Raw genomic sequence first — 14,070 nt, forward strand, 5'->3', positions numbered from 1 at the left:
GCTCCCGCGGGCCCGGGCCCGTGCACGGGGTGGCCCACGTGGGGCCCGGCCCCCCCCCGGTGCCGGGCCCCTGGGCCCGGGTCGAAAATGCCCCCCCCCCCGCCGGGGGGGGGGTATTGGCACGACAGGACCCTTGCCCCATCCGTCCGCGGCCACCGCCGTCCGCGTGTCCAACCGAGGGAATGGTCACATGCTCCGACAGCCCGCGTTCGGCCGCCGTCTGAGGAAGCTGCGCATGGCTCAGGGACTGTCCCAGACCGCGCTGGCCGGCGACGGCATGTCCACGGGCTATCTCTCGCGGCTGGAGTCGGGCGCCCGCCAGCCCACCGAGCGCGCCGTCGCCTACCTCGCCGAACGACTCGGCCTGGAACCGGCCGACTTCGAGGAGCCCGCGGGCGGCTCCCTGGCGCACGCGCTGACCCTCGCCGCCTCCACCGGATCCGGCGACGCCCTGGAGACCCTGCGCGAGGCCCTGGCCGCCGAGGGCCACGAGACGCCCGTGCTGCGCTGGCAGGCGCTGTGGCAACTGGCCCAGCAGCGGCGGGTGCAGGGCGACCACGAGGGGGAGCGGGAGTACCTGGAGGACCTGGTCCGGCTCGGCGACGAGGTGGGGCTCGCCGAGCTGCGCGTGCGCGGACTGACCCGGCTCGCCCGCTGTCTGCGCTCCCTGGGCGAGATCCCCGCCGCCCTCGACGCCTGCATCACCGCCCACCACCTCGCCCGGGACTCCGACCTGGGCGTGGAGGACCGCTCCGCCGTCCTGCTCGCCCTGGTGTCCGTGGAGGCCGAGGCCGGCCGCATGCCGGACGCCCGGGCGCACGCCGACGAACTGACCGCGCTGGTCGAGGGCCGCTCGGACGCGCTGTGGGCGGAGGCGATGTGGACCGCGGCCGCCGTCCGCGTCCGGCAGGGCGACTACCCGGCCGCGCAGGCCTGTCTGGAGCAGGCCCTGGAGCGATTCAGCAGCACCGACGACCTGGTGCTGTGGCTGCGGCTCAGGCTCGCCGCCGGCCGGCTGCACCTGCAGAAGGTCCCCGCCGACCCCGAGGCCGCCCAGCGCTGCGTCACGGCCGCCGAGTCCGCGCTCGCCTTCGTCGGCACGCCCGGTCTGCGCCAGGAGCTGACCGCGCTCAAGGCCGACCTCGCGTTCCTGACCGCGCGGTACGACGACGCCCGCGTCCTGCTCGGCGAACTCGCCCTGGAGGAGCCGCGGATGACCTACCGGGACCGGGTACGGCTCGACATCCTGCGGCACCAGCTGCGCATCCTGTCCGGCGACGAGGGCGGCGTCCAGGGGCTGCGGGCGCTGGCCGAACAGGCGCAGGCCGACGCCAACATCGACCTCGCCGCCGAGATCTGGCGCATCCTCGCCGAGGCCCTGGCTCAGTCCCAGGTCCAGCGAGGCTCGACTCCGTCTGCAGCGTCCGGGGCCACGCTCGGGGGCCCGGTACCCACGCAGACGGAAGGACGCGCATGAGGCACTCCCGTACGGCAGCGGGCATCGCGATGGCGGCATCGGCCACCGGTGCCGTCGCGGGCGGCGCCGAGACCGCGGCCGCCAACCGGACCGCGGGCCCGCGCATCACGACCCGGGAGCAGCTGGCGCACAGCCTGCGACGGGCGGTGGCCCTGGAGCGCGCGGGCAGCGACGCGCCGCTGTTCCCCCGGGGCAGGGGAGTGGGGATCAAACCCAACGAGCCCGCGTGCTGAGCGGACGACGAGCATGACCGGCGACGCCGGCCCGGACACCGCCCCGGACGCCGGCCCGGCGGGCCCCGACAGGACGCGGACCGCGTGGTGCCCGAGCGGTGCCGCGTACGCCCCCGAGTCGTTGGTCCTCGGCGTGCGCGCCGGCACCGACGGCCAAGTCGCCTACCTGGCCGAACCGGTTCCGGCCGCCGAGGTCCTGCCCCTGGTGCCGCCGGACATCGAACCGCGGCGCGTCCTGCGCTTCGCCTCGCACTGCGTCGCCGAGTGCGTCAACCGGCGCGGCACCGACTGCACCCTGATCGAACGCGTCGTGGCCGCCTACCCGGCCGCGGACTTCGGCCCGGTCCCGCAGTGCCACCTGCGGGCCGACTGCAAGTGGTGGGCCCAGGCGGGCGTCTCGGCCTGCCGCCGCTGCCCGGCCATCGCCACCCGCCACCACACCGACGAGAAACTGGCCACCCTGGTCGCCGACCCGGCCACCACGCCGGCCCGGATCGACGCGGAGATCACGCGCGGCGAGTGACCCCGTGTGGTGCGGCAGCGGTTCAGCCGACGCGGGTGCGGGGCAGGTCGCGGACCACGTCGACCCGCCTGAGCCGGTGGTCGGCGCCGTCGGACCCGGCGCGGAAGGAGCGCCGGCCGTGCACCACGTCGCGGTTGTCGACGAAGCAGACCGCGCCGGTGGGGACGACCACGTCGGTGAGGCTGTCGTCGGGGTGGGCATTCCAGTGGCCGTCCAGGACCGGCACTCGGACCTCGTCGCCCAGCGCGAACAGGCCCACCCAGTCGGCCCGGCCGGGCTGCTGGGTCGCCCGGCCGGTGATGTCACCGAGCAGCGCCGCGTACAGCACGAGCAGGGTGTCGTACACCTGGCTCGCCTCGGTGTCCGCCTCGCTCCCGTGGCTCGGGGTGGTGCCGAGGGCCGCCCGGTCGACGACGTTGCCGCGGATCACCGTCACCTGTGTGGCCTCGTCGCGGCGCGCGGAGTTGAGGTGCCGGCGTACCGTCAGCGGCAGTTCGTGCGCGATGACGGGGGCCTCGTCGAGGAACCCCGGGTCGTCCGCCGCCTTGTACACCTCCACGCAGGACGCGGCCAGCGCGTACGCGGACCGTGCGTCGCGCAGTGTGAGGTCGAGGACGTGGTGCCGCGGGTCGGCGGAGGCGTCCGAAGTGGCCGGGGCAGCCGGGGCGAACGTCGGGGCCAGGGCGGTGGCGGTCATCGTGTCCTCCGGGACGGGACGGGGAGGGGAGGGGAGGGGAGGGGAGGGGAGGGGCAGGGCGTGGCGTGGCGTGGACTGGGCCTTGGGAGGACCGGCGACCGCACAGTGGCGTCGGCCGGTCCGCCCCGGTGTTTCTAGAACGGGTCGTTGAGGCGCTCGTTGATGTGGTCGAGGCACAGTTCGTACAGGTCCTCGGGGTGCGACTCGTACCAGCCCTCCGGCGCGGGGGCCGCCGCCGGCCACAGCGCCTGGTGGCCGGCAGCGTCGGCGAGGACGACGAACGTGGCGAAGTCGTCCGCGAAGGGGTCGTCCTGCGCCGTGTGGTCCAGCACGCGGAGCATGCCGTCGGCCGACAGACGTGCCGCGCGTCCGGTGCGCCACATACGGGCGGTTGTGCCGTCGGGCCCGCCGAACGGGTCCGGCAGGAACCGCTCGCCGGTCGTCGCGGGGTCCCCCACGTAGCCCTGGGCCACACCCGCGCCCGCGATGTAGAGGGCACCGGTCTCGCCGGGGGCCACCGGCCGCAGCCGGGCGTCGAGGACGTAGGCGCGGTAGCCGGGGGCGGGCCGGGGCGGCCCGCCGGGCAGCTGCTCGACGACGAACCGGCCCTCGGCCCAGCCGCCGCTCACGGACAGTTCGGCCCCCTCGGACCAGGCCAGCGCGACCAGGGCGGTCAGCGCGTCGTCGGCGCCGCCCAGCACCACCCGGGCGCCCTCCCGCCGCAGCCAGCCCAGCACCTCGTGCGGCACCGCGTGGGCGAGTGAGCCGTCCGGCAGGTGCACCCGGGCGCCGGAGGCCAGCGCGCCGAGCAGGCCCAGGGCGATGTCCCCGTCCGGGTAGCCGCGCACCAGCCAGGCGGCGTCGGCCGGTTCGGCCACGGTCGCCGCGGCGATCGTCTCGGCGCCGATCACCACGGTGCCGTCCTCGCCGGGCACCAGCAGCACCGCGTCGTCCGCCCGCAGCGGCCGCGTCCGGTCGGCGTCGGTCACCGGCCAGCGCCCGGTGGCCGGCAGCCGGTCGGCGGCGTCGTCACGCACCAGCCGGGCCGCGCCCGGTACGACGGGCAGCACCAGGTCGGCCGTCTCGTCCAGCAGCAGCACCACCGGCCTGACCGACTCGTCCACGTCCAGGGCCGGGTCGACCGGCAGCAGCGCGGCACCCGTCTTGGCGACGGCGAGCGCCGCCACCGCGAACCCGGCGGGCGAGGACAGCGCGGTCAGCACCGAGGTGCCCGGGCCCGCGTTGTGCGCGATCAGGGCGTGCGCCAACAGGTCGGTACGGGCGTCGAGTTCGGCGTAGCTCATGCCGGCCAGGGCGATGGCCTCGGGGGCCCGGGCCACCTGCGCGGCGAACAGCTCGGCCACGCTCTCGGCCGGGAGTACGGCGCTCTCGCCCGCCCACACCCCGCCCTCCGCCGAGCCGGGCTCCAGCCGCAGTCGGCTCAGCGCGGCCGACGGGTCGTCGAGGGCGGCTTCCAGTACGGCGGTGAGCTGCCCGGTGAGCGAGGCGGCGGCCGCCTCGCCGACGGTCTCGTGCCGGTAGGCGGTCAGCAGGGTGATACCGGCCGGCGCGCCCGTGGGCGTCTGCCGCTCGGTCAGCGTCAGGCCCAGGTCGGCGGCGGGGAGCGGGAGTTCGGCCTCGTCCGGCCGGATGGTGAGCCCGGCAGCCTCGAACGTGCCGACGGACTCCTGCAGCACGGTCAGCGCGACCCCGCCGGGCAGTGCGGCCAGTGCCGCGTCGGGGTCCCGGTAGGCGGCGAGGTCCCGCTCGCGGACCCGGCGCAGCAGCTCGGCGAACGCCGGGTCGCCCGAGGTGTCCACCGACAGCGCCAGGACCCGCCCGTAGGGGCCCACCGCGCCGCGCAGCGCCAAGCTGTCCCGGGCCGGGACCGGCGCCGCCACGGTGATCTCGGCGGGCGCGCCGAGCCGGGCCAGCAGGGCGGTGAGCGCGGTGTGCACCACCATGAACAGGGTGCTGCCGTGCTCGGCCGCGAACCGGGTGAGCCGTTCGTGCAGTTCGTCGCCGAGTACGACCTCGATGGTGCCGTAGGAGGCGGCGCCGGCCTGTGGCACGCTGCCCGGCAGCGGGGTGGGCTCCAGGTCGCCGAAGATCGCGCGGGGCGCCGCGTCGAGCCCGGCGGGGGAGCGGTGCGGGGTGGCGCCGGTGACGCGGGCCGCATACGCCTGGGCGAGTTCGGCGGCCAGCGGCAGCTGCGACCACAGGTCGACGGAGGCGGCGGGCAGGGCGAGGTCGAGCAGGTGGTCGTCGGGGCCCAGGGAGCGCAGACGGGTACCGGCCGCCCCCAGCAGCGAGTTGCGCAGCGCCTCGTGCCGCTGCCCCAGGTCCTCCAGGGCCTCCTCCAGGGCCCGTTGGTCGAGCGGGCCGCGCAGCCGCAGCGGCAGTACCGCGCTGTCCGCGCCCGCCTCGGCCGGACCGGTGGCGGCGGCGGGGGAGTCGCCGAGCAGCGCGGCGAAGGCGGCCGGTGTCGGTGCGTCGTACAGCGCCCGGCCGCCCGGGTCGGCGTCCAGCGTCTCGCGGGCCCGGGCCAGCAGCCGGTCCGCCGCCTGCGGGTCGCCGCCGATCCGGAAGAAGTCGGAGTCGGCGTGCACCTCGCGGCGCGGCAGCCCGGTCACTTCGGCGAACAGGTCACGGACGATCTCCTGGATCGGTGTGCCCGGCTGGGCGCCGGAGTGGTCCGTGTCGAGCGCGGGGGCGGGCAGCGCCGTACGGTCGACCGTGCCGTCGGCGTTCAGCGGCAGCGCGTCCAGGGTGGTGAGCGCCGACGGTACGACGTGCTCCGGCAGCCGCTCGCGCAGATGGCCGCGCAGGACGGCCTCCAGGTCCACGGTGCCGTCGAGGGCGGCCGGCACGTTGGCGCACTCCTCGACGGCGGCGGCCGGTGCCACGTACACGCCGGTCAGCGGACCCGCGGGGACCAGGTCGGGGTCGACGAAGACGATGTCGAGCAGTTCGGCACCCTCCGCGGACCAGGTCGGCAGGGCCCGGTAGCCCAGGTGCTCGCCTGCCGCGCACAGCGCCTCCGGGTCGGGGGCGGGCGCGTCCTGGGGGGCCAGGTCGACGCTCTCCAGCGGGTTGTCCAGGGACTGCGTCGCGCAGTACTCGTCGTGCACCCGGCGGTTGGGGATCCCGGCCAGCCGCAGTACGGCGGGGCGGTGGGCGTTGAGGCGGTCCTCGGCCTCGGCGACGGAGGAGACCTCGCGGCCCCAGCGGACGACGGGCGCGGCGGTGAGGTCGGCGGCCGGCGCGGCGGTGGACAGGACGGCCTCGTAGCGGTAGCGGGTCAGCTCGTTGTGGTGGGTGCCGCGCTTGACGCGTACGTCCACCGTGCGCAGCGCGGGCAGTTCGCGGGCGAGGGCGGCGAACAGGGCGGGGGAGAGGAGGAGTTCGGTCTCGTCGGCCATTCGCCGGTCGACGGCCCGGCGCAGCGCCTCGCGGCTGTCCCCGGCGGCGCCCGGCCGGGCCAGCTCCACACCGGTGTGCAGGCAGCGAGCGAGGTCGAGGCTGCGCAGATCACCCAGCAGGACGGAGCCGCCGGGGGCGAGCAGCGACAGCACCCGCTCGATCACGGTGCGCAGGTGGGCCAGGCTGGGGAAGTACTGGACCACCGAGTTGACGACGATCGCGTCGAAGTGCCCGGCGGGCAGCCCGGTGGTGTCCTCGGCGCCCAGGCGGCGCAGCCGCACCTTGTTCCGCAGGACCGGGTCGGCCTGCGTCCGGGCGGTGAGCGCGGCGACGGCGGAGGCGGCGAAGTCGGTACCCCAGTACTCCTCGACGCCCTCCTCACGGGCCAGCCGGTCCATCAGCAGCCCGCTGCCCACGCCGATCTCCAGGACCCGGCGCCGCGGCAGCTCCCGCACCCGCTCCAAGGTGGCCTCCTGCCACTCCCGCATGTCCTCCAGCGGGATCGGCAGCGCGTCGTAACTGCTGTTCCAGCCCCTGAAGTCACCCTCGGGCCCGGGCGTCCCGGATCCGGCGGCGTACAGGGCTTCGTGGATCTTCCGCCACCCGGCGATCTGCGCGTCCTCCGCGACGGCGGCGGCCACCGGAGCCGCGGGCACCACGTGCGCGACGAGCCGTTCGTCGCCGTCCTCCGTCCCGTGCACGGACACCGCTGCCGCGGACACGGCCGGGTGAGCGGTCAGTACCGACTCGATGAGGCTGGGGATGGACATCAGCACTCGCTCCTTACGACACGACAGCGCGTTCCGGCTTGGCAAAACCTTGCCAAGATGCTGGCAAGCAGCTCCTGAGGCTGGGTCTCGGAACGCTGGAGCAGTACTTGAGTCGCAGGTGGGGTGGGGTGGTTGGGTGCCAAGTGGAGGGGGCGGGGTTGCCAGGGGGACGGGGCGGGAGCGCCCCCGCCGCGTCAGCTGCCGCCCGCGCCCCCTTGTAGGCGGAGGCGGTACGGGCATGCCGCCCGGCCTTGTTCTTCGAGGTGAGCGTCACCCGGGCGAGCAGATGGTGCAGACGGCTGACGCCCAGCACACACCACTCCGTCGCCTCGTCCCGGCCCGCCTCGACCCGATGCCGGACCAGCGACTCGGCGACACCTGTCGAGTAACCGGCGAGATTGCCGTGGCTGTAGGCACGCAGGGTGGCGTCGTCGGTCCACACGTCGTCCTGGTAACGCGGTGAGAGTCCCCTCCGCGTCGGTCCGTTCCGCCAACACCCTACGAAGTAGATATCGCTGCGGTCCGTGCAGAACTCCGGAACCCGAGCGAACCCTGCAGATGCAGCCCCCTGACCTGACCGCGCACCGTTTCGTCCATCACAGTCAGGAACGTGAACGTCGTCCGGCGCACTCCCGGTCCATCAGCCGGAGCCTGTCCATGCTCAGGCGTGCTGCGCGAGCCGTCCGGCGGCGGGCGGGGCCTGGAGCGCGGCGTTCTGCAGTGCAGCCGTGAGGCGCTGGATCACGTAGATCGCGAGGACGGCCGCTGCGAGTTCGAGTGTCTCCGACACCACCAGGAGCGGCAGTGAGGTGCCCGCGCCGAGCTGGGCTCCCGCCGTGGTCACCGCGTGGCCGACCCACGCCGCCCACCAGGCGTTCACCAGCGCGTCGTTGCGCCTCCTCGTCGTCTCCCCGTCCGTCTCCCCGGCGCTGCTCGCGTGCCACACGTCGAGGACGAGCAGTCGTGGGGCCCACAGATTGACCACCGGTACGAACCAGGCGACGACGGCCCAGACGCCGGACCCGGCGGCGGCACCGGGGGAGAGTATCTGCGCGGTGCGCCGGCAGCGGCTGAACCACACCAGGAACAGCACGGTGGCCGCCGTCATCACATAGAGGAACACCATCGACGTGAGTCCCGACCTGCTCAGCGACGCGTCGTCCGTGGGATGCAGGCGATGCTCCCTCAGAGCCGTAGCCCGGAACACGTCCGCGACGGCAGCGAGGGCTATCGCGCCCTGGGCGAGGCGGGCGAGGAGCCATGGTGCCTTGGGGGCGGGGGCGGGGGCGGAACCGGTCACGTCGGGGAGACCTACTTTTCGCGGCAGGCATGCGCCGATGGACGCGGCGCAGCGGGAGGGGGTGTGTCAGAACGCCCGGATCATAGATCAGCCCGTACTCCGCAGCAGGGTCAGGTGGTCACCGGGACTTCGGCGGCCAGCTCCGCCGGGAGCCCGTTGCGGCCGGTTACGCCCAGTTTGCGGTAGACGCGGGTCAGGTGCTGTTCGACCGTGCTCGCCGTGATGAACAGCCGCGCCGCGATCTGCCGGTTGGTCAGGCCCTGTGCCGCCAGCGCCGCCACCCGCCCTTCGGAGTCGGTCAGTTCCTCCGGTACGGCCGTACCGTGCACGACGGCGACACCGCCGGAGCCGGGCAGCAGCTCGTCGCGCAGCGCCACCGCCCCCATCTGCTGGGCCAGGCTCCACGCGGCACGCAGCGTGGCCGCCCCCTGCGACGGGCCGCCGTCCGCGTGCAGCGCGTGCCCCAGGTCGGCCAGTGCCCGCGCCGTCTCCAACCGGGCCCCGCCGTACCGCAGTTGTTCCACCGCCTGCCGCAGCAGCACGGTGCGCTGTCCAGGTTCGCCCGTCGCGGCCAGCATCCGCAGGCACTGACCCCGTACCCACGGCCGCTCGCCGTCCGGCAACGCCAGCTGCTCCTCCGCCAGTTCGCGCGCCTGCCGCACCTTGCCCAGCCGCAGCAGCGCCTGCGCCGCGTCCGTACGCCACGGCAGGCACGCCGCCCGGTCCGCCCGCCACAGCTGCAACTGCCGACCGGCCCTGCGGAAGTCGGCGAGCGCGGCCTGCGGCCGGCCCAGGTCCAGGTGGTGCAGCCCGCGGGCGCGCAGATACTGCAGGCCGTACAGGGTGTTCAGTACGCGCCGGGTGACGGGGTACCGAATGTGCCCGGCGGCCTCCTCGTACCGGCCCAACGCACCGCACGCCTCGACGAGCACCGCGACCGGCGCGTAACGGAAGGTCCCGCCCCCCGCGGGCAGCGCATCGAGCGCCTCCGTCGCCCTCGCGTGGGCACCGCGTACGTCGCCCACCCGCAGCAACGCCTCGGCGTGCAGCGTCGCGAAGACCGCCCGCCAGCCGGGCGCCCCGCTCGCCTCCGCCTCCTCCAGCAGCCGCCGGCTCGCCGGCACGGCACGCTCGGGACGGTCGGAGTACAGCAGCGTGCGCACCGCCAGGACCAGCGGGGCCAGGGTGGCGTCGGTCAGCCGCGCCCGCCCCGGCACCTCCGCGCGGCCTGCCACCGGCGCGTCGAGCAGGGCGTCGAAGGGTGTTTCGCCGTGGGCGCCCGGCTCGCCCGCCTCCCGCAGCAGCGCGGCCGACTCGGCGATCCGCCCCTGCGCGAGCAGCATTCCGGCCGACCGCGACCGGTGCTCCGCTCCCGCCGCGGACAGGGCCGAACGCGGCCCGGTGAGCAACGCGGTCAGCCTCCGCTCGGCAGCCTCCGGATCGCGGCGCGCGGCGATCTGCGCGAGCCGCAGCGCCACGCCGGTCCGCGCGGCCTCGTCGGGGCAGATTCCGTGGGCCAGTTCGAGCAGGCGCTCGGCCTGGTCGGTGCGGTGTTCCCCGGGGCGCTGGGCCAGCAGGCCCTCGGCGGTGTCCATGAGCAGGGTGAAGTCCTCGGGCCGTACGGGCACGCGCGCACCGTCCGCCCGCGGCGCGAGCAGATGGTCGGCCACCACATCGGCCGGCGCCCCCGCCGCCGTCAGCACCAGCGCGGCCCGCCGGTGCAGTTCCGCGCGGGCACGCGGTGAGGCGTCCGCCAGTACGGCGGCCAGGACGGCGGGATGCCGAAAGCGGAGCCCGCAGGCGCGCCCGTCGACGAGCCCGTCGAGGAGCCCGCAGGCGCGCAGCGCGGCCAGCGCGGGCGCGGCGTCGTCCTCGGGGCGCAGCATGCGCGTGACCAGCGGCTCGGTCGCCCGCTCCGCCAGGATCGCCACCGCCCGGCCCGCCGCCAGGGCACCCGGACCACTGCGCCGCAGACAGGCGGCGACGGCCGCGGCGAACGGCCCGTCGAGCGCCGGGTCCGGCGGCGGCGACGCGGATGCGGCGCGGTCCTCCTCCAACAGGGCGTGCAACAGAAGAGGGTTGCCACCGGTGATGCGGTGCAGCTCCGCGGCCGTACGGCCGGGACGGGCCGGCCCCGGCCACTCCCACGGGCGGGCCGAGGGGACCTCCGCGGTCTCCCGGGCCGACAGCAGACCGATCCGGATCCGGCGGAAGTGCGGCTGGCGCGTCAACTCGGGCGCGCACGAGGGCTCCTGGGCTGCATCGGCGTACGACGACACGGTGCCGACGACCAGCACGGGGGCCGGGCGGGCGTGCCGTACGAGATAGCCGAGGTGGTGCAGCGACTGCGCGTCCGCGTGCTGTACGTCGTCCAGGCACAGCACCACCGGCCCGGCGAGGGCGAGATCGCACAGCTCCGCGCAGAACGTCCGCATCGCCTCCCGGGGCGGCTTCGCGTCCTCGGCACCGGTGCGGGGGAGTGCGAACGGCGGGGCGCTGCCGACCAGTTGGCGCAGCACACCGAGCGGCATCCGGCGTCCGGCCTCGGTGGCGGCCGCGGTGAGCACCAACGCCCCGGCGGCGACGGCCTGTTCGGCCACGGCGTGCAGAAGACGGCTCTTGCCACAGCCGGCGGCGCCCTCGATCAGTACCACCCGGGAACGCCCCACCGTACAGGTGGCGAGGACCGTCTCCAGAGCACCGGCCACCGATGCCCTGCCCGCCTGCGTCATGAGCCCGCCTTTCACCGGAACCTCGCTGGTCGGGGCAAGAATGCGATCAACACCTTTAAGGGGGGTGGAGCCGGGACGGAGATGACGCCGCTCAACAGGCCCGGAAACGACCGAAGCCCCCGCGGCGGCACGATGGCCGGCGGGGGCTTCCCGGTGGATCGGTGGAGAGGTCTGCGTTGCTCGCGGGCGACGGTTCAGACGGCGGCGACGGTGGCGGCCTTGGGCCAGCCGATGTCGTCGGTGCCGGCGGCGGAGACGGTGGTCGCGGTCTTCGGCCAGCCGATGTCACCGGTGGTCCTGGCGGAGGCGGAGGCGGCGGTGGGCCAGCCGATGCCGTCCGTGTTCTTGGCGGAGGCGGTGACGGCCTTGGGCCAGCCGATGTCGTCGGTGCCGGCGGCCGAGACGGTGGCGGCCTTGGGCCAGCCGATGGCGTCCGTGCCGGCGGCGGAGACCGTCGTGGCCTTGGGCCAGCCGATGTCGTCCGTGCCCGCGGCGGAGACGGTGGTCGCGGTCTTCGGCCAGCCGATGGCGTCCGTGGTGGTCGCCGACTGCGTCGTGGTCGGCCAGCCGATGGCCTCCGCGGTGGCGGCGCCGACTCCGACGGCGGAGAACGCGGTGGCGGCGACAGCGGCGGCGGTGGCGGCGATCTTGGCGATGCGGTTCATGGCGGGCTCCTCTGTGTCAACTTCGGTCCGGCTGCTTGGCAACCTCTTGCCAAGAAGGTTGGCAAGGAAATCTCGTAAATCACTGGGGAATTGATCGAAATTGGCTCAAGAAGGGCGCCAGAAACGCCCCAGAGCCCCGGCCGGGACACCGAAATTGCCATATCGAACCACTTCTGACCTGCGCAGATATAAGGATTTGGCAGAACGAGGATCCCTCTGCCAGAACTTGGCAATTTCTAGGGAGCTGAGCCGGGCAGAATCGGGACAGAAGCCAGAAGGAAGGCAGAAGGAAGTCAGAAGGGCCTGGCAAAGCCCCGCCACTAGAGCGCCGCCTGAGCCCACATTGCCAACTCGCCGTATGTATTGGCAATGTGTTGCCAAGCACGAGGCAAGACATTGCCCCATCGCACGGGGGGAGGCCCCGGAAGTGAATGCGACGTCACACGGCGACCGAATGGTCCATCTGAACTCGGCTGGCCTGGGCCGCATGCCCGCCGCCGTACGCGCGTCCCTCACCGAGTGGACGCGCCACGACGACCGTTACGGCCCCTACGAGTTGGAGGAGCACCTCGACGACGTCGTCCGCGACGAGATCGACGAGCGCCTCGCCGCCCTGCTGGGTACCCCGGCCGGCGACACCACCCTGTTCACCGGCGCCGCGGACGCGTACGCCACCCTCCTCGGCCGCCTGCCGCTCGGCCCGGGCGACCGCATCTGGACGACTCCCTACGAGGGCGCCGCCAACCTCAGCACCCTGTACGCCCTGCGCGACCGCACCCGCTGCGCCCTGGACGTCGTACCGCTGCGCCCGGACGGCGACCTGGACCTGGAGTGGATGGCCACGCACATCGACGACGACGTCGCCCTCGTCTCGGTGACCTACGTCCCGGCCGGCTGCGGCATCGTCAACCCCGTGGAGGACGTGGGCCGCATCCTCGCCGCACACCGCTGCGTGTACGCCGTCGACGCGTCCTACGCGGTCGGTCAGTTCCCCGTGGACGCCGCCCGCATCGGCTGCGACCTGCTCACCGGCGACGGCTGGCGGTTCCTGCGCGGCCCGCAGTCGGTCGGCTTCGCCGCTACGTCACCGGGGTTCAGGAAGCTCCTGGCACCGGCCGGTGTCGATCCGGTCGTACCGCCGCACGGCGCCGCCGTCGTGGCGCTGAACACGGCCCTGGCCGAGCACACCGAGGCCCTGCCGGACGACGACCTGGTCGCCGGCCTGCGCGCCACCGTCGAGGAGGCCCCCGGCTTCGAACTGATCGCCCCCGGGCGGATCCAGTCCGGCATCCTCACCTTCCGGCACGACGAACTGCCCGCCGCACTGGTGCGCCGGCAGCTCGCGGCCCGGGGCGTGGTCGTGTGGAAGACGGTCGCGCAGGAGACCCCGCTCTACCTGCCCGGCCTCGGCGTCACCACGGCCGTGCGCGCCTCCGTCCACCACGACAACTCGCCGCAGGACATCACCCGGTTCGGCGAGGCCCTGCACGAGGTACTGAAGCTCGAACGGCCCCGCCACCAGGCGCCCGTGTCCGTGCACGCACACCCCGCGCCGGTGCCCGAGCCCGTGCCCGGCTCCGCGCACAGCACCGTCACCGACCTGGCGCAGTGGCGCGGCCGGCGAGGCGCGAAAAGCGGCACGGACACCGCCTCCGAGGCCGCCCCCGAGGCCGCCGCCGCGGGCCTGCGCAGGCCCCGCCAACAGCGCGACGGACGGCCGAACCTGACCCTGTACCGGACCCGGTGAACACGCCCAAGCGCCCCTCTAATGCGCCTGATTAGCCTCTGGCCACGTGTACGACCGTGTACGACCCACAGGGACCGACAGGAGCCGACACGCGCATGTCCGTGGAAACCACCTCGCCTCCCGGAACGGAACCGTCCCCCGCCAAGGAGATCCACCGCCTCGATCGGGTGATCATCCGGTTCGCGGGGGACTCGGGTGATGGTATGCAGCTCACCGGTGACCGGTTCACGTCCGAGACGGCGTCCTTCGGCAATGACCTCTCGACTCTGCCCAACTTTCCCGCGGAGATCCGTGCTCCGGCCGGCACGCTGCCGGGGGTCTCGTCGTTCCAGTTGCACTTCGCCGACCATGACATCCTGACGCCGGGGGACGCGCCGAACGTGCTGGTCGCGATGAACCCGGCGGCGTTGAAGGCGAACATCGGGGATCTGCCGCGGGGTGCGGAGATCATCGTGAACACGGACGAGTTCACCAAGCGGGCGATGCAGAAGGTCGGGTATGCG

The 14,070-nt window shown here is 74.4% G+C and carries 10 protein-coding genes; 5 read left to right on the forward strand and 5 right to left on the reverse strand.

Features of this window, described 5'->3' with window-relative positions; translation table 11 throughout:
* Window positions 1–190 precede the first annotated feature (190 nt).
* Genes ACFY1J_RS43040 through ACFY1J_RS43050 form a run of 3 tightly spaced genes read left to right on the forward strand, consistent with a single transcriptional unit; the run spans window position 191 to window position 2,233 of the window.
* On the forward strand, window positions 191–1,477 hold the full coding sequence (locus ACFY1J_RS43040) for a helix-turn-helix domain-containing protein (protein WP_390733118.1): 1,287 nt from the start codon (window positions 191–193) through the stop codon (window positions 1,475–1,477).
* On the forward strand, window positions 1,474–1,710 hold the full coding sequence (locus ACFY1J_RS43045; protein WP_390733119.1) for a hypothetical protein: 237 nt from the start codon (window positions 1,474–1,476) through the stop codon (window positions 1,708–1,710). Before ACFY1J_RS43040 ends, ACFY1J_RS43045 begins: the two co-directional genes overlap by 4 nt.
* A 13-nt stretch (window positions 1,711–1,723) precedes the next feature.
* On the forward strand, window positions 1,724–2,233 hold the full coding sequence (locus ACFY1J_RS43050; protein WP_390733120.1) for a hypothetical protein: 510 nt from the start codon (window positions 1,724–1,726) through the stop codon (window positions 2,231–2,233).
* Window positions 2,234–2,255: 22 nt separating this feature from the next.
* On the opposite strand, the gene ACFY1J_RS43055 is transcribed toward ACFY1J_RS43050, so the two are convergent.
* The 5 genes from ACFY1J_RS43055 to ACFY1J_RS43075 all read right to left on the reverse strand — a co-directional run bounded on the left by ACFY1J_RS43055 (window position 2,256) and on the right by ACFY1J_RS43075 (window position 11,820).
* Window positions 2,256–2,930 carry a hypothetical protein gene (locus ACFY1J_RS43055; protein ID WP_390733121.1) on the reverse strand — a complete coding sequence of 225 codons (675 nt, stop codon included), beginning with the start codon at window positions 2,928–2,930 and terminating at the stop codon, window positions 2,256–2,258.
* Between the two features lie 134 nt (window positions 2,931–3,064).
* Complete coding sequence (locus ACFY1J_RS43060) at window positions 3,065–7,123, reverse strand: AMP-binding protein (protein WP_390733122.1); 4,059 nt, start codon at window positions 7,121–7,123, stop codon at window positions 3,065–3,067.
* Between the two features lie 661 nt (window positions 7,124–7,784).
* Window positions 7,785–8,423, reverse strand: a complete 639-nt coding sequence (locus tag ACFY1J_RS43065) for a DUF4328 domain-containing protein (RefSeq protein ID WP_390713093.1) — start codon at window positions 8,421–8,423, stop codon at window positions 7,785–7,787.
* A 110-nt stretch (window positions 8,424–8,533) separates the two neighbouring features.
* On the reverse strand, window positions 8,534–11,155 hold the full coding sequence (locus ACFY1J_RS43070) for an AAA family ATPase (protein WP_390733123.1): 2,622 nt from the start codon (window positions 11,153–11,155) through the stop codon (window positions 8,534–8,536).
* A 194-nt stretch (window positions 11,156–11,349) separates the two neighbouring features.
* Window positions 11,350–11,820, reverse strand: coding sequence for a hypothetical protein (locus ACFY1J_RS43075; protein ID WP_390713095.1), 471 nt, complete (start codon window positions 11,818–11,820; stop codon window positions 11,350–11,352).
* A gap of 487 nt (window positions 11,821–12,307) precedes the next feature.
* Between ACFY1J_RS43075 and ACFY1J_RS43080 the strand changes: the two genes are divergently transcribed.
* Both ACFY1J_RS43080 and ACFY1J_RS43085 read left to right on the forward strand, forming a co-directional pair.
* Window positions 12,308–13,567, forward strand: a complete 1,260-nt coding sequence (locus ACFY1J_RS43080) for an aminotransferase class V-fold PLP-dependent enzyme (protein WP_390713096.1) — start codon at window positions 12,308–12,310, stop codon at window positions 13,565–13,567.
* Window positions 13,568–13,662: 95 nt separating this feature from the next.
* Window positions 13,663–14,070 (forward strand): 2-oxoacid:acceptor oxidoreductase family protein (locus ACFY1J_RS43085; RefSeq protein ID WP_390733124.1); only part of this gene is annotated, 408 nt, incomplete at its 3' end.

The organism is Streptomyces sp. NPDC001406 (assembly GCF_042895285.1).
In the GTDB taxonomy this organism is placed as follows: Bacteria; Actinomycetota; Actinomycetes; order Streptomycetales; family Streptomycetaceae; genus Streptomyces.

Coding starts and splice junctions, on each gene's coding strand:
- ACFY1J_RS43040 (WP_390733118.1), top strand. CDS start 191: ATGCTCCGACAGCCCGCGTTCGGCCGCCGTCTGAGGAAGCTGCGCATG.
- ACFY1J_RS43045 (WP_390733119.1), top strand. CDS start 1,474: ATGAGGCACTCCCGTACGGCAGCGGGCATCGCGATGGCGGCATCGGCC.
- ACFY1J_RS43050 (WP_390733120.1), top strand. CDS start 1,724: ATGACCGGCGACGCCGGCCCGGACACCGCCCCGGACGCCGGCCCGGCG.
- ACFY1J_RS43055 (WP_390733121.1), bottom strand. CDS start 2,930: ATGACCGCCACCGCCCTGGCCCCGACGTTCGCCCCGGCTGCCCCGGCC.
- ACFY1J_RS43060 (WP_390733122.1), bottom strand. CDS start 7,123: ATGTCCATCCCCAGCCTCATCGAGTCGGTACTGACCGCTCACCCGGCC.
- ACFY1J_RS43070 (WP_390733123.1), bottom strand. CDS start 11,155: ATGACGCAGGCGGGCAGGGCATCGGTGGCCGGTGCTCTGGAGACGGTC.
- ACFY1J_RS43075 (WP_390713095.1), bottom strand. CDS start 11,820: ATGAACCGCATCGCCAAGATCGCCGCCACCGCCGCCGCTGTCGCCGCC.
- ACFY1J_RS43080 (WP_390713096.1), top strand. CDS start 12,308: ATGCCCGCCGCCGTACGCGCGTCCCTCACCGAGTGGACGCGCCACGAC.